The following is a 25109-nucleotide window of genomic DNA, read 5'->3' on the forward strand; positions in this document are numbered from 1 at the left end:
TTGTAAATGTGATGTAAACTAAGGAAAAGTTTTATGGTTAAACCACAACAATCTACCAATCAGCCTATTTAATCGCCCAAATGGGAGATTTGGGGGTTAAGACCTCAAAAAGAGAAAATTTTTGGGTTTATCAGGCTTTCCCATCCTTTGGTCGATGCAATTCCACTCCCTATCTATTTGATTTTTTTTTGATTTGAATCAGATATTCCTTTGTTGGGTAATCTGTCCACAAGACATCCACAAAATTTTAAAGTGATGAAAACCGCAATCCAACTATTATTTGTTCTTCTCCTTACAACAGGAATGAATGTCTCGCAGGGGCATGCTCAAGGATCAAAGCCTGAATATAAAATATCAGGAAAGGTTCTTGACAAATCCAATAACCAGCCAGTAGCATATGCGGCTGTGTCATTGGTAGATGCCGAAACCGGTCAGAATTTAGCCGGCGCAGTTGCCGATTTTGACGGGGTATTCATTATCTCGGGTTTCAAAAACGGAAATTACCTTGTCCAGGTAACTTTTATGGGTTTTCAATCCATCACATCCGGACCTCTGGCAGTGACGGATGAAAAATCGACTTTCGATCTTGGGTCTCTTTCATTAGAACAGGAAGCAGTAGCCCTTCAAGAAGTGACTGTCTTGGGCCAGCGGGACTTAATCGAGGAAAAAGTGGACAGGACTATATATAATGCAGAAAATGACAAAACGCTGGTCGGTGGCGATGCCGCAGATGTGTTGAGAAGGGTTCCGATGCTTTCTGTAGATTTAGACGGCAACGTTTCTATGAGAGGAAGTTCAAGCATTTTGGTTTTGTTAAACGGGAAGCAATCTGCTATAGTAGCGACCAACGTTGCTGAAGCATTGAAGCAGATTCCTGCCGAAGAAATCAAATCTGTAGAGGTAATCACCTCCCCTTCTGCCAAATATGATGCGGAAGGTACCGGAGGAGTCATCAACATCATCACCAAGAAAAACAACATTCAGGGAGCATCTTTGAATATCAACAGCAGTGTGGGATTCAGGGGTTCTAACCTTGGATTAAATGCAAGTTTGAAACAAAAGAAAATGTCCTGGACATTGGGAGGATTTGGTAGATCAGGATACAATATCCTTGGTTTTTTTGAAAATCAACAATACATCACCAATGCAGATGGAACGACAAGAAACATCTCCCAATATGCCGACACTAGAAGCAATATGCTATTTGGCAGATACAACTTGGGTTGGGATTATGAAATCAACAAGTTCAACTTCCTGACCGCTTCAGTAAGTTATGGAGTCCGAAACATGAGAAACAGACAGGATGGTTTGTTGACAAATACTTTTCTGGAAGATGTGTTGCAAAGTTCACTGTTGAGAGATGTCAATACTGACAACCTTTCAAACAACATTGACATGAACTTCAACTACACCAAGTCTTACGAGAAAAAAGGTAAGGAATTCAGTATCTCAGGATTGTTCAGCCAGAATAACCTGACCAATGATTTCATCAACAGCCAGTATGATCTCAATTTTGAAGATATAGCAAGCAGGGTGAAAAACCTTAACTCTGGTAGGAACAGGGAATTTACGATACAATTAGATTATGTCACGCCTTTGGCAGAAAATCAGATTTTGGAATACGGTGCAAAAAATATCCTCAGAAAAGCAGTCAGTGACTTCGCATACTTCACTGCCGAAGGGGCAGATGGTGAATTTGTAGAAGTGGACGACGTGACCTTCTCCAACGAATTCAGCTATGACCAGAATGTATCTGCAGCCTATGCCTCATATACCACAAATTTTCTAAAGAATTACGCTTTGAAAGGAGGCATGAGGTATGAATATACCAGTATCAATGCGGATTTTGCCAACTCAGAACTTGACGGTGAAATCCCTTCTTTTGGGGTATGGGTTCCAAGTTTGAACCTGAGCAGGAAATTGGAAAAAGGAAACATGATCAAAGCAGCCTACAACAGAAGGGTGCAGAGACCGTCCTTGAACTTCCTGAATCCAAACATCAATGCTGCTAACCCGCAGCAGGTATCTCAAGGTAACCCTTTGTTGGAGCCTGAGTTGACAGACAATTATGAAATGTCCTACAGCACCTTCTTCAAAGGTTCAAACTTAAATTTCACTTCCTATTTCAGGAATACATCAGGCTCAATTCAGCCTGTTAGGACTGTGAGAGAGGATGATATCATCTTCACTACTTTTGAAAATATCGGACAGGAAAAAGCTTATGGTTTGTCGGTATTTGCCAATGTCAACCTCTCAGGTAAGTTTTCTGTCAACGGAAGCGTGGAAGGATATTTCGCACAATTGGACAATGGCTTGAGCGATCCCTTGTATGCAGCATCCAATGACGGTTTTGTATTCAGCGGAAGAATATTTGCGAACTATACCTTACCAAAAGACTGGCAGGTACAGGCTTTCACTTTCCAAAGAGGAAGAAGGGTTGAATTGCAGGGATCTTCAGGTGGATTCGGAGTATATGGTTTGAACTTCAACAAGTCATTCAATGAGAAAAGAGGTTCAATCGGTTTTGGTGCTGAAAACTTCTTTACCAAAGTATTCAGAATCAACAATGAACTAATCACGCCAACGATCATTCAACAGAGTACAGTGGGATTACAAAACATGAACTTCAAGATTAACTTCAACTATAGAATAGGGAAACTGTCAGTGGATGGACCTTCCAGAAAAAAGAAAAGAGGAGTGACCAACGACGATCTTAAAGAAGGTGGAGACGGTAACAGCGGTGCTGCCGCAGGCGGATCGCGCAATTAATACATAGTTAAATGATTGGGTAATAGTTATTAATTAACCGCTAGGTTTTGCCTAGCGGTTTTTTTGTTTTTTTGATATTATGTTGATCCGCTTTTTTACCACCATTACTATTTAAAAAATGACCTCGACTTCGCGCTCTAAAAACAAAACCATCGGGTACCGGACGACGGTTGGTGAGCCTGACTAACCAAGTCGAGGCATAAATCAAAATATGATTAGGTCATTACTGACATAGCGGAAGATCATATTAGATAGAATGGCCAAAAACCTTTTTATTGACTTTTACTAAAGATTTTAAAATGGTAAAGGCACAAAAAAACCACCCGGTCCTACCAAGTGGTTTTTATACCTTTATTTCTATTTCTCAAACTGCTTACCTCTTACCTCCTACTTTCCCACGTCCCAACTTCCCAACTTCCTAACTTCCTACTTATACATTACTTTTTTCACTGCCTCAATTGTTCTTTTTACATTTGGCAATGTAGCTTCGATGTAGGTAGGGGAGTAACTCAATGGAATATCCATGGAATTGACCCGGATTACAGGAGCGTCAAGGTAGTCAAAAGCATTTCTTTGGATATGGTAAGCGAGTTCTGAAGAAAGTCCTGCAATAGGATTGGCTTCTTCTACGACTACGCACCTGTTGGTTTTCTTTACAGATTCCAGACAAGTAGCATAATCTATTGGTCTGACAGTTCTCAAATCGATGATTTCTGCTTCAATACCTTCTTTTGCCAATTCATCAGCAGCTTCAAATACAACCTTCATCATTTTCCCAAATGAAATAAGGGTGACATCTTTTCCTTTTCTTTTGACATCAGCTACACCGATAGGTAATAAATATTCTCCTTCAGGAACTTCACCTTTGTCACTGTACATCAATTCGGACTCCATAAAAATCACAGGGTCTGGATCTCTGATGGCAGCTTTCATCAAGCCCTTTGCATCATAAGGATTGGAAGGAACGATAACTTTTAGTCCTGGGGTATTTGCAAACCAATTCTCAAAATTTGAAGAGTGGGTTGCACCAAGCTGACCTGCATTTCCTGTCGGTCCTCTGAATACGATAGGAACACTGTAGGCCCCTCCCGACATAGAAAGCATCTTGGCTGCAGAGTTGACAATCTGATCTATAGCGACCAATGAAAAGTTGAATGTCATGAATTCTATGATAGGCTTTAGACCATTCATGGCTGCACCCACTCCCAATCCGGCAAAACCAAGTTCTGCAATCGGCGTATCATAGACCCTCTCAGGTCCAAATTCATCTAACATTCCTTGAGATACCTTGTAGGCACCGTTGTATTCTGCCACTTCTTCGCCCATTAGAAAGACGTTTTTATCGCGTCTCATTTCTTCGGACATGGCTTCTCTTAATGCTTCTCTAAATTGAATAACTCTCATTTTAAACAGTATTTTCGCCCGCAAAAATAGGAAGTAATCCCTCAATTCCAAAACAAGCTTTGGTTTGAAGGCCTATATTTTAGGAATGGTTTTTTGGAAAGGGAATGTGCCTAGGTTTATTTTTTTTCCGGTTTGGTTACAGGCTTGCCTGATTCTACCCAATTATTCAGTCCGCCTTCGAGCATGTATATTTTTTTGAAGCCGAGTCCCATCATTTTTTCTGTTGCAGGAATGGTTCTTTTGGCTGACCTGCAGTAGACATAATAGGTTTTTTTCCTGTTGAGTTTACTTACTTCTTCCTCAAAGTTACCTCCTGTCCAATTGATGAAAGTTGCCCCTTCGATGTGTCCTTCAGCAATCTCTTCAGGGGTACGGATATCTAAGATTACCGCTTTTTTTCCTTTGTAGGCTTGGATGTCAAATTCTGCAGGGCTCAGCTTTGGTGCTCCTTCCTGTGCTGTGGATATTTTGGGAAATGCAAAGAAAAGGGTCAGGACCATCAGTGTGCATACTGATTTTCCCCAAGTGGTTTTACTGTTCATGATGTATTGGAATTAGATTTTTTAAGTTTTTTTAGTTTTATGCATACTTGCTATTTAACATAAAGTATCTCAGAGCGATTACAATAAATATGGACAAGCATAAAGGTCCGCGTTATTAATCTTTGTGAAATGAGCTTGTGGCAATGTAGCGGATAATCATTTTTCTTTATTTCTTTAGCAACGAATTTACTGATTAAAAAATTTAAATAATCCAAAATGAAGAAAATCGGCCTTATTTCTGACTCGCATGGATATATCGATGCTAATGTGATCGGCTATTTGGTGGATGTGGATGAAATATGGCATGCCGGTGATATAGGCGATTTGTCTATTTTGGATCAACTACCTTCCGATAAAGTATTGAGGATCATCACCGGTAATATTGACGGACTTGATGCAAGAAATTTTTTTCCGGAAGAATTATGGTTTGAAGTCGAGGACCTCAAAGTAGGAATGATTCATATCGGGGGAAAACCTCCCCAATATGCCAAAGGGGTAAAAAATCTTATCAGGCAACACGGTGTTAGGTTATTTGTATGTGGGCACTCCCATATCTGCAAAGTAGAATTTGATAAAAACCTAAATTGCCTTTATATGAATTCCGGCGCTATAGGTCAATCCGGCTTTCATGCCATCAGGACATTGTTGCTTTTTGAGATTGAAAGCGGCAAGATCCAAAACCTCAGGGTGGTGGAATTAGGGAAAAGGGGGAGATAGGAGAGCTGGCAGTGATCAGTTTGCAATAAAAAGTGTTCAGAAATGGGTTTTCAGTAGTAAGATACAGGTTTTATTGATCAGTCAAAGCATCGGACAGTGGTCAAATAACCAATAACCAATAACCCTTTAAACAATTAACGAATTAGCACTCTAAACAAATAACCATTAACCAGATAACCATTACCCAAACAAAAAAAGACAACGTGTCTAGCGTTGCCTTTTTTATTTCTTTGGAAAGAAAAATAAAACAGTTTTAAGCGAAGTTCTTTTTCAACTCTTCGATATCTACATTCTTGATTACCGGCTTGGCACTCAACTGTTTGATCTTAATGACTCTTGTATTTTGTTTTAGTCTCTTTCTTTTCAATTTTCTTTTTAATGCAGTAACTCCCATTGTCTTATTCTTTATGTTAACGCAAATGAAGCGCAAAATTAAGATAAAAATTTGATTTTGCTTAACTTTGGCCAAAATTAAAAACAAAAATGTCCATCCAAAAACCAAGTTTGCCAAAAGGAACCCGAGATTTCGGTCCGCTCCAAATGGCAAGGAGAAATTTTATTTTAGATACGATCAAAGATACCTTCAGGCTTTTTGGATTCCAGCAGATCGAAACTCCTGCCATGGAAAACCTGAGTACCCTGACAGGCAAATACGGAGATGAAGGGGATCAATTGCTTTTTAAAATACTCAACAGCGGTGATTTTATCAAAGATGTCAATCCGGAAGACCTCCTGTCCGGAAGTCCCCAAGTATTGCCCAAAGTAGCTGAAAAAGGCCTGCGCTATGATTTGACGGTTCCATTTGCACGGTATGTGGTGATGAACAGGAATGACATTTCCTTTCCTTTTAAGCGTTTTCAGATACAGCCTGTTTGGAGAGCCGACCGGCCTCAGCGGGGTAGGTATAGGGAGTTTTACCAATGTGATGCTGATGTAGTGGGAACCGACAGTTTGGTATGCGAGCTTGAAATACTGCTCATGATCAAGCGGGTTTTTTCCAAACTTGGTATCACGGATTATGATATCAAAGTCAACAATAGAAAAATCCTGACCGGAATTTCTGAGGTGATAGGTGAAAAAGGAAGAGAGGGCGAATTGTGCGTCGCCATCGACAAATTGGATAAAATCGGTTGGGAAAAAGTACAGGAAGAGTTGGCCCAGAGAAATTTTGCGCTGGATTCTATTTCCAAATTGGAGCCGATTGTCAGTCTTAGACAAAAGAATGCAGACAAACTCAATTTCTTAAAGACCTTTCTAAAGGAATCCGAAACCGGATTAAAGGGAATCGCCGAACTAGAAGAAGTTTTGGATTTGCTTCATCAATATGGAGATTCCGAAGAACATGTAGATTTTGACGTTGTGTTGGCGAGAGGCTTGACATATTACACAGGTGCGATTTTTGAAGTCAAAGTCAACAACGTGACAATTGGATCAGTAAGTGGGGGAGGAAGGTATGACAACCTCACAGGGGTATTTGGGTTGGATGGTGTATCGGGTGTGGGATTCTCTTTTGGTGTGGACAGGCTATATGATGTGATGGATGAGCTTGGAATTTTTCCGGAAAGCAATCTGGACAAAACAAAAGTACTGATCACACATTTTGATGAAAAAGGATTCACTTACGGACTTCAGATTCTTCAGAAGTTGAGAGCTGAAGGGATTTCTTCGGAATTATTTCCCGAAATCGGGAAAATCAAAAAGCAATTGACCTATGCGGACAAAAAGCAGATTCCATTTGTCATCATTTTAGGTGATAACGAAATCCAACAGAGAAACATCAGTCTCAAAAACCTAAATTCCGGTACCCAAGAAACTGTAAGTGTGGATAGAGCCATCGAAATCCTCATCAACAGTTAACCCAATAACCAATAACCCAATAACCAATAACCAATAACCAAATAACCCAAATCCCTAATTCACTTCCAAGATGGCATTGATAGGGATATGTATATTACATTTTAAAGAGATAAACCGGTCTCCGACCGCCCAGACCGTCGTGCTGACCTGATACGTATTTCCCAAAGCATCTTCAAAAATAATGGTCGATTTGCTTCGGAGAAGGTTTCCTATAGCCTGTGCCCGCATGAGATCAAAAGTCCTCCGCCTTCTCGCTATGTCATCTTCGAGAACCTCTTTACCCGAAAATCGGAGTTCGTTGATTTTTTCCTTTTCTATTTTCTCAATTGTTTTCATAGGAATAACAGTAATAGTGTGAATATACAGACTATCAATCGATTAATTCTTACGAAATGTTTCAAGCTATTCATTTAATTTGTTAATCGTTATGATTAAAAGAATTAAATTTTGTGTATCCTGCACAGAGCTTACATGTACCCAAATGGCATGATTTCTTTTATATTTGCAACCTAAAAAAAACAAATTCTATGTTTGATTTTATGAGTATCATGAATAAGGTGAAGGAAGCCCAGGCCAAAATCAAAGAAGCCCAGGCCAAATTGGTCCACCTTACAGCAGAAGGCGAATCCGGTGCAGGATTGGTTAAAGTCACCGTAAATGGAAACCGCAAGGTCATGTCCATCGATATGGATGATTCTTTGGTAAACCTTTCGGATAAAGAAATGCTCAGTGACCTTATAGTGGCTGCGACCAATAAGGCACTTGAGGCAATAGAAATCAAGATCAAAGAAGAGCTTAAATCCGCTACAGATGGCATGATGCCAAATATTCCCGGAATGGATCTTGGTAGTATGTTTTGATGCAAAATGCCGCAATAGTCATATTGAATTACAACGGAGTGGAGATGTTGCGAAATTTTCTCCCCTCAGTGGTCCGATTCTCTACTTTTCAGGTTATTGTGGCCGACAATGGTAGTACGGATGATTCTATATTGCTCCTTACCAGCGATTTTCCACATATCCGGTTGATCCAATTAGGATCAAATTTTGGCTTTACCGGTGGCTACAATAGGGCATTGAACCTGCTAAGGGGATATTTTGACTATTATATCTTGCTCAATTCTGATGTACAGGTAGAACAGGATTGGGATGTAAAACTGATCCGGTTTTTAGAAGAAAATAAAGAGTCCGCAGCTGTGCAGCCGAAAATTCTTTCAGTTCCCAACAAAGGCTATTTTGACTATGCCGGTGCAGGAGGTGGTTTTTTGGATAGCCTAGGCTATCCTTATTGTAGGGGGAGGATTTTTGATGCTATTGAAAAGGATGAGAACCAATACGACGATACCATAGAGGTGGATTGGGCATCAGGTGCCTGTATGGCAATAAAGTCCGAAGCTTTTTTTCTTGCAGGAGGATTTGATGAAAGGTTTTTTGCCCACATGGAAGAAATCGATATTTGCTGGAAGATCAAAAAAATGGGCTATACCATCCATTACTTGGGTATTTCTAAAGTTTGGCATGTCGGAGGAGGAACCCTTGACAGGTCCAATCCTTGGAAGACTTTTCTGAACTTCAGAAACAACCTGCTGATGCTTCACCAAAACTTGACATATCGATACTTTACTTTTGTCTATTTGATAAGGGTAATTTTGGATTTACTTGCCGCTTGCGTATTTGTAGCCAAGGGAAATATTCAGGATGGCAAAGCCGTCTTGAATGCGCATGTTGAATTCCACAAAATGAAATCTACCTCAGCGGTTCCATCAATCCAAGATCCAAATAATTCTTCACTGGGTAAGAATTTTAGGAAATCGATATTGTGGGACTACTATATAAGGAGAAAGAAGACATATCGAGACCTCTAGTCAAAAAGCACAGGATTGTTCATCTTGCGAAAATATTTCCTGATTTTCATCATCATTGCAAGACTTACATAAAGGATGATAGGAGATCCTAGAGTAATGAAGGAGCTGTAGATAAAGAATAATCGGATACTGTCAATCGGGAAATGGAGACGTTCACCGAGCTTATAGCATACGCCAAAAGCCCTATCTTGAAAAAAAAGCTTAATTTCATTCATTATCTAGTTGGTTTTGGTTAGCTTGATAAAAGTACTAATTTAAATTCATTAATCTAATTGAATGCCAAATGTTTAATAAACTGATAAAATCAACAGTATTTTTTTTAGTCCTTCATATTTATGGTGCGTGTAGCCCCAAAACCGGCCTTTATGACAACCTCATGCAGGGAATCATTGCTAAACCCGAAATATTACAATTACACAGGGATTCGGTAAGGATCACGATTCAAGGTGCTGTTCCGCTAGTCTATTTAAACAAGGATTCAAAAATTTACCTTTACCCCGAATATATATATGGCGAAGGTTCTTTGAGATTGGGAGAAATCATTCCCTTTGACGGGGCTTACACCAAAAATCTTATTGATGCCAAAGTGGATGAAACCATTGTATTTCCTTTTTTGCCCGGCATGGAAAAAGGGCAGTTGGTTCTCAAAGGAATGGTGGAAAGAGAAAAAGGAACTTTTCAGGCTCCAAATAAAGTCCTTGCTGATGGGCTCGAAACCACACCACTTCTTACAAGGTACGGGCAAGTACTTCCAGATCAGCCCATTCCGGATATCGGCATGTATATTCTCAGGGATTTTGAGGATATGAACCGAACCGAAACAAGGGAATTTTACATTCCTTTTGACCTTGGAAATGCGCAAAAGCCAAGTCCCGTGTTTCCTGTGGCTTTTTCTGATTACCTCATAAAAGGAGAGCCGGGAATGAAAATCAATAAAGTCGTGGTGACGGGATTGTCTTCCCCTGAATCTAAAGACAATGTCATGGGATTGGCAAAAAAGAGAAGTGATTTTGTAGCCGAAAAGCTAAAAATGAGCAGGTCCTTGTCAAACGTTCGGGTAGAGTCGATGTACAGGTCTGGGGATTGGTTTGACCTCAGGCAGTTATTGACGGATTATGAGGGCATCACCCAAGAACAAAAAGCAGAGGTTTATAATGTACTTCTGAATGGCAGTAGCTTTGCATCCCAATTGGCCTCACTGCAGAAACTGCAGGCGTATAGGAACATTTCCAGGGATTTATTTCCAAAGTTGAGGTCAGCAAAAGTTTCTTTTGAACTTGAAAACACAAGGTTTAATGATACTGAAATTTCAGCTAGTGTTTTTGCCTTGCTAAACAGCAGTTCCCCATTGGAAGGATTTGGAGAAGATCACCTTACCTATGCCGCTCAAAATGCCCTTAAACTCGATGAGAAGGAAGCGATTTACAAAAAGCTTATCGAGCTTTTTCCAACACAACTTTCCTACAACAACCTTGGTGTTGTCTATTTAAATATGGCTCAGCGTGAGTTGGATGTAAGAAGAAAAAACATTCTCATTTCCGATGCCCTTGCAAATTTGAAACAGGCAAATAAAATCAAACCAGGTTCAATACCATTGCACAACATCGGCAGGGCTTATTTATTGAGAGGTGATTATTTTGAATCCTACATTGCCATTTCGGAAGCCTCAGGCATGGAAAAGGAAGAAACCAACGATTTTCTGAATTATAATGAAGGACTACGTGGAGCTTTGGATATCATCAATGGCGATTACAGACTAGCTACGATCAGGTTCAACAGAACTGTCGAAAATGAAAGTAATTTTTTCAATAGAGGAATTGCCTACTTTCTATCCGAGGATTATTTGAAAGCCATGGAAAACTTTGAAGCCGCTGTTCAGGCTGACAGGGAGACAGGATACGGATTTTATGGCTTGGCTTTGGTGGCGGCAATAAACAGAGATAGAGATGCCGTCATGGAGAATCTTGGTAAAGCTGTAGAGCGAAGCGAGTACCTAAAACAAAGGGCACTCAATGATATTAATTTCCAAAATTACAGAGAGGGGCAGGATTTTATAAACCTGTTTAAATAGTATGCAAAAAAGCAAATATTCTTTGCCTTACAAACAAATTTCATTTTTGCATAAAAACTTTTGAATTTGTGTTTTATCATTTTATATTAGTTCCTGAGTTGTGCGTTTGCAGTAGAAAACAACAATTAATTAAATGGTTGCGGACTAATATATTTTCTATTATATTGGCATCCGTAGAAATTAACATCTATTAACATTAACCCAAAATCTCAATGCCTATGATTCCATTCTTTTTTTTTGAAGAGTAAAATAAATCGTTTTAGCACCCCTTAAATTGGCGTTTTGGATCACTTATTCAAGACGGTGTAGAGACAGGTTCACTGTCAAGGTATAATCAGCAATAGTTCGGGAATTCAGACTTATATCCCTTAAAACTGTTGCAATTATTTTAAAGATACTTGCAAACGATTGCACTATCGGTTGAATTGATGAAAAACTTTAAAATCTTATCAATTAATAATTATTACCCAATCAATCTATGTTTATGGAAAAACTCTACAAAAGCCTAAGTGTATTCCTACTACTCTTAGTTCTTTCCAGCGCTACGGCGTTGGCTCAAAAAACGGTCACAGGAACCATCTTGGATGAGTTCGGTGACGGATTGCCGGGCGTAACCGTGTTGGTAAAAGGAACCACCACCGGTACAGCCACTGATATTGACGGAAAATTCTCCCTCAATGTACCAAGCAACGAAAGTGTGCTTGTTTTCTCTTTTATTGGCTATAAGGCTGTCGAGCAATTGGTGGGAAACCGTTCTGTTATCGACTTGTCTATGGCACCGGATGAAAGACAACTGTCAGAATTGGTCATCACAGGTTATACCATTGATAGCCGAAGAGAAACTACCGGTGCGATATCTACAGTAAACCCAAGAGACTTGACCATCATACCAACAGGTAACGTGGAGCAGGTTCTTCAAGGTAGGATTGCCGGTGTAACTGTTGTAACTAACGGACAGCCTGGTACAACCTCCCAAGTTAGGGTGCGTGGTTTTGGTGCATTTGGAGGTAACCAACCACTTTATGTAGTGGATGGTGTGCCTGTAGAAAACACTGACTTCCTAAACCCTGACGATATCGAATCCACTACTGTATTGAAAGATGCAGCAGCAGCCTCTATCTATGGTGCTAGAGCAGCTAACGGTGTCATTATCTACACTACCAAAGGAGGTAGCAAAAAAGCTCAGAAATTGAGATTTGACTACAATGGTATGTATGGATTTACTGATCCGGGAGCGGGTTTGAGTATGGCAAATCCTCAGGATTTCGCCAATTTAACTTGGTTAGCTGAGACAAATCAAGCAAGAATTGATGGCAGGTCTCCAAATTATGGACACCCTCAGTTCGGTTCCGGATCTTCCCCAGTTTTGCCTTACTATATCAATGTAGGTGGTGCTGCAGGCGTTGCAGGTCCATTTAGCCAGGCTCAAATTGATGAGCAGAGAGCATTATACAATACAGATCCTAGAAAAGGCCGAGTTCACCAATTGGTGAGAGCAGCAACAGGTGAAGGAACTGATTGGTATGAGGCTGTCACAAGAAGAGCTCCAATAACAAGACATTCCTTAGGTTTCTATGGCGGTAACGGTACCAGCAGATTCTTCTTAGGTTTGGGTATTCAAGATCAGGCAGGTATCCTGACAGGCAACGATTTCAGGAGGATTTCCTTGAGGGCAAACTCTGAACATGACCTAGGATCAAAGGTAAGAATCGGTCAAAACTTCCAGGCAACCTATCGTTCTGTTCTAGGACAGACAGGTGGCAATGGTGGTCAGGGTGTATCAGGAGACGAAAATGATATCCTACAGGCATTCAGGATGCCGTCAATTATCCCTGTGAGAGACGAATTTGGGGGCTATGCAGGTACTGCAGCAAGAGGATTCAACAACCCAAGAAACCCTGTGGCAAACAGAGAAGGGCTTCAAAATAACAGAAACTTCAATGCCAATGCCTTCGGTAACGTTTATCTTGAAGTTGATCCCATCCAGGATTTGACCTTCAGAACTTCCATCGGTGGTCAATATGATAATTTCTACGGTGTTGGATTCAGTAGATTACAATACGAAAACTCTGAAAACAACTCTGCTTTCGGATACAATGAGTTTTCTGGCTATGTTATGCGTTGGACATTTACCAATACCTTGACTTATACCAAAAAATGGAACCAACATTCAGTGAGAGCATTGGTAGGTCAAGAAGCCTTGAATACCGGTGCAGGAAGAAACCTTTCAGGCTTGGGTCAAAACCCATTCTCCGAAGATCCAAACTTTGTGAATATTTCCAACTTGCCTGTACCAACAAGACAAGTCAACTCAAGTCAGTTTAAGGGTGTAAATTTCTATTCACTTTTCGCTACAGCAAGGTATACCTTCAATGATAAATATATTGTTGATGCGGTAGTAAGAAGGGATGGTTCTTCAAGATTTGGTGAGAACAACAGATTTGGTGTTTTCCCGGCATTCTCTGCTGCTTGGAGGATCTCTGCTGAAAGCTTTATGGCATCTGCCACTTGGTTGGATGATTTGAAAATCCGAGGTGGTTGGGGTCAAATGGGTAACTCAAACAACGTGGCTCCTGACAACCAATTCAGTTTGTTTGGAGGTAACGTAGGAGCTTCTTCTTATGATATTGCAGGTACTAACAGTTCTGCGATCATTGGATTTAGAAGACAAAGATTGGGCAACCCTGATGGTAAGTGGGAAACTTCAGTAACCAAAAACATCGGTTTTGACGGTACTGCTTTTGGTGGAAAATTGGATGTAATTGTTGACTTCTGGCAAAAAGATACCCGAGATCTATTATTTACAGTCCCTGTTCCTTCTACTGCAGGTTTTAATGCCCAAGCACCATCAGTTAACATTGGTGAAATGATGAATAGAGGTGTGGATATCATGGTGGCAACTAGAGGTAATTTCAACAAAGATTGGAGATATGAAGTTCAAGTCAATGGTGGTTTGTTGAAAAACGAGATCGTGTTTCTAGCACCTGGATTGGATTTCATTACTTCGGGTAACCCAAGTTTCAGGGGTATTGAGCCTATCCGTAATGCCGTTGGGCAGCCACTTTCTTCATTCTTTGGATACCAAGTTGAAGGTTTGTTCAGCAGTCAGGAAGATGTAAACAACCATGCCACTCAGCCGGGTGCTGCTCCGGGAAGATTTAAATTCGCGGATATCAACGGTGACGGTGCGATTACTCCTGATGACAGAACTTTCTTGGGAAGTCCAGTGCCTAAATTCTCCGGAGGTTTGAATTTTACCATCGGTTACAAGAACTTTGACTTGGCAGCCTATTTCTACGGAACAGCAGGCAATAAAGTCTGGGCACAGTGGAGATGGTTTACTGATTTCTTCCAGACATTTGAAGGCGCTGCTATTTCAAACAGACTTCTTGATGCTTGGACTCCAAATAACCTAGGTGCTACCATCCCTGTTGTAGAAAAAACTGCAAACTTCAGTACTTCTAACGTAGCCAATTCTTACTATGTGGCAGATGGGTCTTATTTGAGATTGCAAAACCTTACTTTAGGTTATACCCTTCCAAACGAGATACTACAGAGATGGAAGATTGAAAGGTTGAGGGTATTCGGTTCTGCTAACAACTTGTTTACTATAACAGGTTATGATGGATTGGATCCAATGGTGGGTGGTAACGTTGATACTGCCTTTGGTATAGATGTAGGTAACTATCCTGTGACAAGAGGATATACCATGGGTTTGAATCTTAGTTTCTAATCAAACAATCTGTGAAACAAATTGTTGTTGTTAAAAAAATTCATAAATCAAGTTTAATTATGAAAAATGTAAAATACCAATTCGCGGCAATGATGACAGCAGGTATGATGCTGTTTGCTACAAGTTGTGACGATTCCTTTCTGGAAGTTCCTCCAGTCGGGCAATTAGGTGAAAGCCAGCTAAGTACCCTTGCAGGTATAGATGCGGTTTTGATTTCAGTATACTCTCAAGTTAATGGAAGATTCCAAAGATTGGCTTCTCCGTCTAATTGGGTTTGGGGAAGTATCAGAGGTGGTGATGCTAACAAAGGCACTGACCCCGGTGATTTTGCGACCATTAATCCTATTCAAAGATTTGAGACGGATCCTACCGTAGCTATCCTTGAGGAAAACTGGAATGGTAATTTTGAAGGAATTGCAAGGGCAAACCAAGTGTTACGTCTGTTGGATGTAAAAGGCCCTGATGTGTCTGATGCGGTTGCCACAGGTATTGAAGCACAGGCAAGATTCCTGAAAGCACATTTCTACTTCCAGCTTTGGAGAAACTTTAACAAAGTTCCAATCATTCCAAAAGAAGCAGATTATAAAAAAGGTCTAGAAGAAATCAAAAACGACCAAGAGATGCTTCCTTACATTGAGGCTGAAATGAGATTTGCAGCGGATAATCTTCCTGCTACTCAACCACAGGTGGGAAGGGTGAATTCTTGGGCTGCTAAGGCTTACTTAGGTAAGATCATCCTTTACAAAGCTAATCAAACTGGTTCCGCTTCTGACTATCAGGCTGCAAAAACATTGTTTGATGATGTAATTGCAAATGGTGTGACAAGCAATGGTTTGAAATATGGTCTGGTTCCTTTTTATGACAATATGTTTAGAGGTGCTAATGACAACCACCAAGAGTCTATTTGGGCATATCAGTCAGCAGCTAACACAGGTTCTGTAAACAATGCAAACCCTGAGTTTGACTTGAACTTCCCTTACAATACCGGACCTAATGGACCAGGTAACTGCTGTGGATTCTTCCAGCCAAGCTTTTCATTCGTAAACTCTTTCAGAACTAGCAATGGTCTTCCTTTGTTGGATGGTTCATTCAATGCCCCTGCAAATAGGGTGGTAAGTGACATGGGCCTTACTTCAGCACAGGATTTTACGCCTGATGCAGGTCCACTTGATCCTAGGGTTGACCACACTACTGGTAGAAGAGGTATTCCTTACTTGGATTGGCAAGATTTTCCAGGTCAAGCCTGGATCAGAAACCAACCAAACGGAGGACCATATTCTCCTAAAAAATACGTGTACAGCAGAGCTGAACAAGGTTCTTTCCAGGACAACTCTTCTTGGACTCCAGGGTACACCGGTATCAACTTCCTGATCATTAGATTTGCTGATGTATTGTTGATGTCTGCAGAAGTGGAAGTAGAATTGGGTAACCTTGAGGCTGCTAGGGCACTTGTAAATCAAGTGAGAACAAGGGCTAAGAATTCTCCTATCCTGAGAGCTAATGGTACTCCTGCTGCAAATTATGTGGTAAATACCTATGATGCTGCTTGGACTGATGCCAATACAGCACGTGCTGCAGTGAGATTTGAGCGTAAGCTTGAATTGGGAATGGAAGGCCATAGATTCTATGACTTGGTGAGATGGAAAACTGACAAGGCTGAATTGGATGCTTATTTTGCTTTGGAAGGTGCATTGTTGCCAGCTGCAATGGGTGGTGGTGCCGCTTATGACATCAAACACCGAGTGTTGCCATTGCCTCAAAACCAAATTGACTTGGTAGGCTCTGATATTTTGATTCAGAATCCTGGATTCTAATCGGAATTATTGAGCATGACATAGTAAAGAGATGACCGAAAGGTCATCTCTTTTTTTTGTGGTTCATTGATTTTTGACTTTTCTTTTTTTGGATCACATAAATACCCGTAAATTCAAAGCCTGACCCAAAGCATTATTTAACCCGATCAGAGACATGAAATATCTCAATTACCTAGTCCTATTTTTGTTACTTCTTCTATCTTCCTGCTCTAAAAAAGACAATTCCCTTTTTCAGCTTCGGTCTCATAATGAGACGGGCATAGAATTCAATAACCTTATCGTAGAAACTGACTCTTTCAATATCCTTACAGATGAATATATTTTCAACGGAGGAGGAGTAGCTACAGGGGATTTCAATAATGATGGTTTGCCTGATTTGTTTTTTACAGGTAATCAGGTTGCTAACAAACTTTATTTGAATGAAGGTAAATTCAAATTCAAAGATGTAAGCGCTACCGCCGGAATAGAAGCAAAAGACAGATGGAGTACAGGCGTGACTGTGGTGGACATCAACGGTGATGGGTTTTTGGATATTTATGTTTGTGCTGCGATGTTTAAAGAACCAGAAAAAAGAGCAAATATGCTTTTTGTTAATCAGGGATTGAACGAAGATGGCATACCTACTTTTATTGAATCAGCTGCACAATATGGCATAGCAGGGGCCGATAACAGTATGATGGCTACCTTTTTTGACTACAATAACGATGGTCTTCTTGACCTTTATGTACTCAATAATGAGCAAAGCAAGTCCGTTCCTTCCAATTACAGAGAGAAAATCACCGATGGTTCGGCCATCAACAATGACAGGCTTTACCGCAACAATGGCGATGGGTCCTTTACAGATGTGACCATAGAGGCAGGCATTACCATCGAAGGTTTTGGTCTTGGATTAGCCGTTGCCGATCTTAACGGGGATGGATGGTCTGACCTGTACATCAGCAATGACTACATCACCAATGATATCCTGTACATCAATAACCAAGACGGTACTTTTTCTAACCTATCTAAAGAAAACCTCCGCCACCAAAGTATGTTTTCAATGGGGTCCGACATCTCAGATTATAACAATGACGGCTTTCCTGATATTGTTACTTTGGATATGCTTGGGGAAAACAATTTTAGAAAGAAAACCACCATCTCCAAAAATTCCTATCAGACCTACATCAGCAACGAACAGTGGGGCTATGAATACCAACATGTGCGCAACATGCTCCATGTAGGAAATGGTCCAAATATCCCCTTTAGTGAGATAGGGTTTATGGCCGGTATGTATCAGACAGATTGGTCTTGGTCGCCTCTTTTTGTAGACATGGACAATGATGGCAACAGGGACCTTTTGATCACTAATGGCTTTCCAAGAGACATCACAGACAAGGACTTTGCCAATTACCGGGCAGATGTAGGTGGTGTTGCTTCAGTTAGGCAATTATTGGATTCTATTCCTATAATCAAAATCCCGAATTATGCCTACAAGAATAAAGGAGACTGGACTTTTGAAAATGTAGGAGTCAGTTGGGGACTCAACAAGTCTTCATTTTCGAATGGAGCTGTTTTTGTGGATTTGGATTTGGATGGAGACCTTGATTATGTGGTCAACAACATCAATGACCAGGCATTCGTTTTTGAAAATACCCTAAATGAAAAAGAGGAAAAACCAAATTATCTCAGGGTAAAATTGAAAGGTCCTGCCTCTAATCCCTTTGGCGTCGGTGCAAAACTTGTTGTTAGGTTTGGAGAGGAGAAATTCCAATACCACGAACAGCAGCTTTCCAGAGGCTATTTGTCAGCTGTGGAGGATATCATTCATTTTGGTTTGGACACCATAAATAAGGTCAATTCCTTAGAAATTCTGTGGCCGGACGGGCGTTACGAAAGGACAGAGGGGCTTCTAGCCAATCAAGTGATTGAACTTAGCCATGCAGGAGCTTCAGTAAATACCAATAACATTTATTTTCCTTTAGGTTCCAAAACAATAGCACCTCTTCTTTCGGAAATTTCTTCTGTGCTTGGGGTAGAATTTGTCCATCAGGAAACTGACAAGATCGACTACAATGTCCAAAGAACACTCCCTCACAAACTCACACAATATGGTCCGAGCTTGGCAGTAGGAGATGTGAATGGTGACGGACTTGAAGACTTTATCATTGGTAGTGCTTCGGGTTACTCTCCCGTAGTCAACTTGCAAATGCCTGACGGTACTTTTTTTTCTAAGGATATGTTTGATACTGACCTTGAAAAATCCTTTGAGGAAATGGGGATGCTTCTTTTTGACATTGATAATGACGGAGACCTAGACCTATACCTTGTTTCCGGCAGTTCGGAGTTTATGCCCGATGCAGCAGAATATCAGGACAGGACATACATCAATGATGGCAGAGGGAATTTTTCCGAACAAAAAGAAAGCCTCCCCTCATTCAAAGCAAGTGGTACTGTGGTCCGTGCGGCAGATTTTGATGGGGATGGATTTATGGACCTTTTTGTTGGAGGAAGGACTCCCATCGCCCAATTTCCACTGCCTGACCAATCCCTTATTTTGAAAAACAACCAAGGTAAGTTGGAAGATGTCACAGACATCGTCGCACCCGGATTGCGCAGGATCGGTATGGTGACAGACGCCCTTTGGACAGATGTGGATGGAGATGGCCGTCCGGACCTGATGGTAGCCGGCGAACTCATGCCCATCACCGTTTTCTTAAATAGGGATTCCAAATTGGAGAAAATGACAGATTCAGGCTTGGAAAACCATTCAGGTTGGTGGAATAGCCTCGCAGCAGGGGATTTTGATGGAGACGGGGATATGGACTATGTGGCCGGTAACATGGGAGCAAACAATTATTACCACCCGACCGTGGACCGCCCTGTGAAAATCTATGCCAAAGACTTTGACAACAACAAAAGCATCGATCCTGTCACGATCACTTATTTCAAAGACAATGAGAATAAATATATCCCTGTTCCGGCCCACTATTGGGATGATTTGTATGGGCAGAGCACCCTTTTCCGCAGAAAATTTGAAAGGTATAAGCAATATGCACGTGTAACGGAAGCAGATTTGTTTACGCCTGAAGAATTGGATGGTGCTACAATATTACAAGGCAATTACGACAGGAGCAGCTATATCGAAAATCTCGGAAATGGTAAGTTCCGAATCCACGAATTGCCCTTGTTGGCCCAGATCGCACCTGTCAATGGCATGGTGGTGGACGACATCAATGGCGATGGAAACCCTGATGTCATTATGGTAGGCAATGACTATGGCAATGAGGTGTTTTCGGGCAGGTATGATGCCATGACTGGATTGGTTTTGTTGGGAGACGGAAAAGGGGGATTTGAGCCTGTCAGGAGCCTAGAAAGCGGATTTGTAGTACCGGGTGATGCCAAATCAATAGCAATACTTACTATGGCTGATGGTAAAAACATCTACATCTCAACCCAAAACAGAAGCGCCTTGAAAGTCCATGCTGCTGTGAATGCCAATCCCGGCAAGGTCTTCAAAGTTCCGGCAGGAATCCACACCTTGGTTTTGGAATTAGACAATGGCAAAACCCAAAAAATAGAGGTTTACAATAGATCAGGATTTCTTTCCAATTCAGGAGGCGCCATTTCCTTGCCATCCAATTTGAAAAGCTTGAAAGGGATAGATTATAAAGGGGGAGTGGTAGGGGTTGAATTTTGATTGGAATTAATAATTACATTCTCTGTTTTGGCAGAAAGCCAATCCCTCCCTTTGCAAATCAAATTTGTCAAAACCTACACGGGTTTTTTCTAACCCCATGCTATAAACATATCATCCTTTCCGGATAACTGCTTATCAAAAACTTGGACTCTTAACACCATAAGATCTCGACAACAATTAGAACCACTACACCTGTCCGCCGGGGCGGAACAATTACAACCAATCCAACCCTGTGTCCTCTTTGACCCTATGTGGTAAAAAATTCATATTTTTCCATCTGTTAAAATCCCGTTTATTTGTGGTTAAAAAATCTCTTCCCTGTTTTGGCCGAAAGCCATACTATCAATTTGCCCTAAAATTAGTCAAAACCTAATCTGGATTTTAATCCTTATTTTTCTATAAACATGTCATCCCTTCAGGGTTTTTTACGAATCCGATAACAAATAAAATAACTACAACCATTTCAAATTTCCCAACCCGACAACCTCTAGATAACGCGCAGCAGACAACCTGGCTTCAAATCTCAAAAACTCCCTAATGAAAAATATACTAGCTACTCACTCATAAAGCTTCTTTCTATCCGCTTTACAAAGGTCAATGATCAGCTGACCGACTTTGGCGCAGACATCGTGGAAATACCTTTCCCCTTTTTCGGCTATAGATTTTTTGGGATTGCCGATGCCAGTATCTTCGGTGACTTCTGACCATTTCCTTTCAGCCCAAGCCCACTTTTCCCTGATGCCGGGAATGACGGATTTCTTTTCTTTTCCTTCTCCGGCTTCTTCCAATGGCAGCACCAACCGCGGATGAAGGTACATGATGAGACTAGTTTCCATCTCGTCGGCATGGTCTCCCGCTTCCTCAAAATACAGACTCTTATCCAAAGCCTGATACCAATTGCAGGTGACGAGCAACATCTCCGGAAATTGGAGCCCAAGTTCACGCAGCATGGTCTTAAAATCATTGCCACCGTGACTGTTTAGGATCAAAAATTTCTTCACCCCTTGTCTGTCCAATACCGTCAGGATATCTTTTAGGATGGACATTTGGGTACTTGGATTCATGTTGATGTCGAGGTAGATGTCGCTTTGACCAGTATTCACCCCAAAAGGTAAGACAGGCAACACAATTGCTTTGGCACCTTTTTCCCAGGCAAATTTACCAGCTCCCGCGGCGATCGACTCTGCTTCAAAAATGTCCGTCCCATAAGGCAGATGGTAATTGTGCGCCTCTGTGGCTCCCCAAGGCAGGATGGCCAAATCAAAGCGTTGGTGTTCGAGGTTTTTCCAGTTGTTTTCAGCAAGGATATAAGGTCTCATATTTTTAGTATCAAGTATTAAGAAGCGAGAAGCGAGATTCTGGAGTCGTTAGGCTTCTCAGTGATCAGTGAGCAGTGGTTTGAATCAAGTATCAAGAAGAGAGATTCTGGAGGCGCTGTAGGCAATCTCAATGATCAGTGGTTAGGCTTGAGTACAAAGTTCCCGGTAGCAAGTATTGAAATTAAGACAACCTGATAAACCGACAAACTGACAACGCGAAGCAGACAACCATTACAACCACTACAACCCTTACAACCACTACACCCCCTTCCCCACCCCAACTTCCCCAAAAAATTCAACGATCCCAAATATATTTATCCGAAATTTTTTGAATCTTTAATCTTCAAACAATTTAATGTTTTTTTGCACAAACCAAACCACCATGTCCAATAGAAGATCATTCATAAAGAAAACCCTTGTTTCGACCTCATTACTTTTGCCCGGCGGAATTATCCAAGCACGTGCCAATCCTGTAAAGGAATCTACCGGCGAAAAATTCAAACCGCTTATCCTCTCCACCTGGAACCATGGCATGCCGGCTAATGACCGCGCTTGGGAGGTTTTGGAGAAATCAGGCAACCTTGTGGAAGCAGTGGAAGAAGGGGTGAAGGTCACAGAACTGGATATGGACAACTTATCAGTTGGACTGCAGGGACTTCCTGACCGGGAAGGTATACCTACTTTGGATGCCTCTATTATGAAAGGAGACGGAAGCTGCGGATCCGTGGCTTTTGTCAGACAGGTGAAGCATCCCATTTCTCTGGCGAGAATGGTCATGGAAGAAACCCCTCATGTGATGTTGGCAGGTGAAGGGGCGAGACAGTTTGCGATCTCAAAAGGATTCCCTATGGAATCTGAGACTCTCAGTCCAAAAGCAGAAGAAATGTACCAGGAATGGAAAAAGGAATCCAAGTACAAGCCCATCATCAACATCGAAAACCATGATACCATTGGCATGATTGCCTTGGGCCCTGACGGAAAGTTGGCCGGTTCCTGTACCACGAGCGGCCTGGCATTCAAAATGCACGGCAGGGTAGGAGACAGCCCGATCATCGGCGCAGGGCTTTATGTGGACGATGAAGTGGGTGCTGCCACAGCCACAGGACTTGGTGAAACCATCATCCGGATCTGCGGCAGCTTCCTGATTGTGGAGCTCATGCGACAGGGTAGAACACCCCAAGAAGCCTGTGAGGAAGCGGTGAGAAGACTGATCGCCAAAAACTCCGCCAATATCAAAGACATTCAGGCAGGATTTCTTGCCATCAACAAAGACGGTGAATACGGTTCCTATGCTGTCCACCCCGGATTCAATTTTGCCAGACACCACAGCGGGGGTGGTCTTTTGATTGATTCAAAAAGTAAATTCTAAGCGATGGAAAAGATCTTGTTGGAAGCTCCTGTTTTTACAGTGGAGGCAGCGATCAAAGCTGCGGAATATGGAATAGACAGGTTGGAACTTTGCTCTGATTTTGGGGAAGGTGGCGAAACTCCAAGTGCCGGTATGCTTACATTTCTCAAAGAAAAAGTAGATATCCCGATTTTTGTCATGCTGAGACCGAGAGGGGGAGATTTTGTATATTCTTCCGAGGAGCTTTATGTCATGAAAAAAGACATCGCTATTTTCAAAAATCTAGGAGCTGATGGATTTGTTTTTGGGGTATTGGATCAGGACGGACAGGTGGACAGAGAAGCCTGCAAATACCTGATCAATGTTGCCGGGGAACTGCCCTGTACTTTCCACAGGGCTTTTGATATTACTGCCGACAAGAAAAAAGCTTTGAATACAATCATTGACCTGGGTTTTCAAAGGATATTGACTTCCGGAGGAGAAAATGACGTGAGCAAAGGTTTGGAAAATATTCTGGAGTTATTGGAAATGGCCAAAGACGATATCATCATCATGCCGGGAGGAGGCTCCAAACCTGAACATGTCTCGCAATTGAACCGAAACGGGCACCTTCGCGAAATCCACGCCTCCTGCAAAAGCTATAGGCCTACCCAAAGCAGTTACTTTCATCCTTCCGTTTCCCTTTCCTCTGACCCGCTGGCATTCAGACAGGTTTTGACTGTGGATCAGAACATGGTCAATCTGTTTAGAAAAGAAATTGCAGTCCAATGACAGAAAGGGAAAAGCTCCTATCGGGTGAATTCTATAATTCCCGGGATCCTGAACTGCTGGAAATGTACCATCAGGCCAAAGAGTTGTTAAAGCAATGGAGTGATGAATCTTCCCGGAATGGAGAGGAAAAATCCCGGATACTTCAACAGCTTTTGGGGAGAGTCGGCAAAGGTGTGTGGATAGAAGCTCCTTTTTACTGTGATTATGGCAAGCATATTTCGATTGGGGAAAATACTTTTATCAATGTCAATGCTGTTTTTTTGGATTGCAATAGGATTGACATCGGGAATAATGTGCTGATCGGACCCAATGTGCAGATTTATACGGCGACTCATCCGATCTCGGCTACCGAAAGGATAGTCCAAAACCCCGAATCCAATCAGGCACCCTACAAAACCAAAGCACTTCCCGTAAGGATTGGAGATAATTGTTGGATTGGTGGCAATACCGTAATCCTTCCGGGCATAATCATAGGAAACAATGTGACCGTCGCGGCAGGTTCTTTGGTCACCAAAGATATTCCTGACAATAAGCTGGCTATGGGCAGTCCGGCACGGTTGGTACGTGATTTGGAGTGATAATAAGTGAAAGTATAATGTTTTTTCATTTTTGATTATATTTTAATATTGTTTTTTTAAAGTTGCGTAATTTGATATAATATATTGAATTTGATTTTTTTATCTCTATCTAATTTGTTTTAGATTTTTAATTTCTTAAATTATTAATCTCAAAATAATCAAAACAGCTATGGTAAAAAGTTTTCAAGGCGTGCGGGTGGTCGAACCCAAAAAAGCAATAGCTCCCATCTTGGTCAGTGACCACATGAGCACCAATTTGATCACCTTCCGTCCTGAGGACTCGATAGATCACGTATTGGATATGCTTACCAAAAAGAAGATCTCCGGTGCGCCGGTTTTGGATACCAATGGCAATCTCGCCGGTATCATATCCGAAGTGGACTGCCTGAAGGAAATCATCAAAGGTAAATATTCCAATACGCCTACTTTTCCAGGTACTGTTGGCGAGCATATGACAAAGGATGTGATGACCCTTTCTCCCGATCTTTCTCTTTTTGACGCAGCTCAGAAGTTTTTGGACAACAAAATCAGGAGATTTCCTGTCATGAAGGATGGAAAATTAGTTGGACAGATCAGTTTGAGCGATGTCATCAGAGCCTTTCCCAAACTGAAATCCACGACTTGGTAGTCCTAGCAAAAGCCTTGA

General features: G+C 41.5%; 18 protein-coding genes. 13 read left to right on the forward strand and 5 right to left on the reverse strand.

All coding sequences use genetic code 11. The features are described from left to right. Positions 1-255 precede the first annotated feature (255 nt). Positions 256-2769 (forward strand): TonB-dependent receptor, encoded by a 2514-nt coding sequence (locus MMU07_RS07415; protein WP_241125218.1) that lies wholly within the window; start codon positions 256-258, stop codon positions 2767-2769. A 426-nt stretch (positions 2770-3195) separates the two neighbouring features. Here MMU07_RS07415 and MMU07_RS07420 read toward each other — a convergent pair whose 3' ends face one another. Both MMU07_RS07420 and MMU07_RS07425 read right to left on the reverse strand, forming a co-directional pair. Further along, positions 3196-4173 (reverse strand): pyruvate dehydrogenase complex E1 component subunit beta, encoded by a 978-nt coding sequence (locus MMU07_RS07420; protein WP_241125219.1) that lies wholly within the window; start codon positions 4171-4173, stop codon positions 3196-3198. 116 nt (positions 4174-4289) lie between these two features. After that, positions 4290-4715, reverse strand: a complete 426-nt coding sequence (locus MMU07_RS07425; RefSeq protein ID WP_241125220.1) for a rhodanese-like domain-containing protein — start codon at positions 4713-4715, stop codon at positions 4290-4292. A gap of 216 nt (positions 4716-4931) precedes the next feature. Here MMU07_RS07425 and MMU07_RS07430 point away from each other — a divergent pair, with 216 nt between their 5' ends. Further along, positions 4932-5432 carry a metallophosphoesterase family protein gene (locus tag MMU07_RS07430; protein ID WP_241125221.1) on the forward strand — a complete coding sequence of 167 codons (501 nt, stop codon included), beginning with the start codon at positions 4932-4934 and terminating at the stop codon, positions 5430-5432. A gap of 483 nt (positions 5433-5915) precedes the next feature. After that, positions 5916-7289 (forward strand): histidine--tRNA ligase, encoded by a 1374-nt coding sequence (gene hisS / locus MMU07_RS07435; RefSeq protein WP_241125222.1) that lies wholly within the window; start codon positions 5916-5918, stop codon positions 7287-7289. A 54-nt stretch (positions 7290-7343) separates the two neighbouring features. Here the strand turns inward: hisS and MMU07_RS07440 are convergent, their stop codons facing one another. Further along, entirely contained in the window at positions 7344-7625 is a 282-nt protein-coding gene (locus MMU07_RS07440; RefSeq protein WP_241125223.1) for a hypothetical protein, read from the reverse strand. A 191-nt stretch (positions 7626-7816) separates the two neighbouring features. On the opposite strand from MMU07_RS07440, the gene MMU07_RS07445 reads away from it, so the two are divergent. After that, positions 7817-8149 carry a YbaB/EbfC family nucleoid-associated protein gene (locus tag MMU07_RS07445; protein WP_241125224.1) on the forward strand — a complete coding sequence of 111 codons (333 nt, stop codon included), beginning with the start codon at positions 7817-7819 and terminating at the stop codon, positions 8147-8149. Next, complete coding sequence (locus tag MMU07_RS07450; protein ID WP_241125225.1) at positions 8149-9153, forward strand: glycosyltransferase family 2 protein; 1005 nt, start codon at positions 8149-8151, stop codon at positions 9151-9153. Before MMU07_RS07445 ends, MMU07_RS07450 begins: the two co-directional genes overlap by 1 nt. Here the strand turns inward: MMU07_RS07450 and MMU07_RS07455 are convergent. Continuing rightward, complete coding sequence (locus MMU07_RS07455) at positions 9150-9368, reverse strand: PspC family transcriptional regulator (protein ID WP_241125226.1); 219 nt, start codon at positions 9366-9368, stop codon at positions 9150-9152. The genes MMU07_RS07450 and MMU07_RS07455 overlap by 4 nt on opposite strands. Positions 9369-9436: 68 nt before the next feature. Between MMU07_RS07455 and MMU07_RS07460 the strand changes: the two genes are divergently transcribed. The 4 genes from MMU07_RS07460 (at position 9437) to MMU07_RS07475 (ending at position 20447) form a co-directional block, all read left to right on the forward strand. Continuing rightward, positions 9437-11224, forward strand: a complete 1788-nt coding sequence (locus MMU07_RS07460; RefSeq protein ID WP_241125227.1) for a tetratricopeptide repeat protein — start codon at positions 9437-9439, stop codon at positions 11222-11224. Positions 11225-11702: 478 nt separating this feature from the next. Beyond that, a complete protein-coding gene (locus MMU07_RS07465; protein WP_241125228.1) occupies positions 11703-14957 on the forward strand; it encodes a SusC/RagA family TonB-linked outer membrane protein in 3255 nt (1084 codons plus the stop codon). Positions 14958-15016: 59 nt separating this feature from the next. Next, positions 15017-16771 (forward strand): RagB/SusD family nutrient uptake outer membrane protein, encoded by a 1755-nt coding sequence (locus tag MMU07_RS07470; RefSeq protein WP_241125229.1) that lies wholly within the window; start codon positions 15017-15019, stop codon positions 16769-16771. 154 nt (positions 16772-16925) lie between these two features. Further along, on the forward strand, positions 16926-20447 hold the full coding sequence (locus tag MMU07_RS07475) for a VCBS repeat-containing protein (RefSeq protein WP_241125230.1): 3522 nt from the start codon (positions 16926-16928) through the stop codon (positions 20445-20447). A 557-nt stretch (positions 20448-21004) separates the two neighbouring features. On the opposite strand, the gene MMU07_RS07480 is transcribed toward MMU07_RS07475, so the two are convergent. Continuing rightward, entirely contained in the window at positions 21005-21766 is a 762-nt protein-coding gene (locus MMU07_RS07480; protein WP_241125231.1) for a creatininase family protein, read from the reverse strand. A 382-nt stretch (positions 21767-22148) separates the two neighbouring features. Here MMU07_RS07480 and MMU07_RS07485 point away from each other — a divergent pair, with 382 nt between their 5' ends. The 4 genes from MMU07_RS07485 to MMU07_RS07500 all read left to right on the forward strand — a co-directional run bounded on the left by MMU07_RS07485 (position 22149) and on the right by MMU07_RS07500 (position 25091). Further along, on the forward strand, positions 22149-23135 hold the full coding sequence (locus tag MMU07_RS07485; protein WP_241125232.1) for an isoaspartyl peptidase/L-asparaginase family protein: 987 nt from the start codon (positions 22149-22151) through the stop codon (positions 23133-23135). Between the two features lie 3 nt (positions 23136-23138). Beyond that, the gene (locus tag MMU07_RS07490) at positions 23139-23885 is read left to right on the forward strand and encodes a copper homeostasis protein CutC (RefSeq protein WP_241125233.1); all 747 of its coding nucleotides are present in this window, start codon (positions 23139-23141) and stop codon (positions 23883-23885) included. After that, positions 23882-24463 carry a sugar O-acetyltransferase gene (locus MMU07_RS07495; protein ID WP_241125234.1) on the forward strand — a complete coding sequence of 194 codons (582 nt, stop codon included), beginning with the start codon at positions 23882-23884 and terminating at the stop codon, positions 24461-24463. Before MMU07_RS07490 ends, MMU07_RS07495 begins: the two co-directional genes overlap by 4 nt. Positions 24464-24632: 169 nt before the next feature. Then, positions 24633-25091 carry a CBS domain-containing protein gene (locus MMU07_RS07500; RefSeq protein ID WP_241125235.1) on the forward strand — a complete coding sequence of 153 codons (459 nt, stop codon included), beginning with the start codon at positions 24633-24635 and terminating at the stop codon, positions 25089-25091. Positions 25092-25109: the final 18 nt, after the last annotated feature.

Source organism: Cognataquiflexum nitidum (genome assembly GCF_022538055.1).
GTDB lineage: Bacteria > Bacteroidota > Bacteroidia > Cytophagales > Cyclobacteriaceae > Cognataquiflexum > Cognataquiflexum nitidum.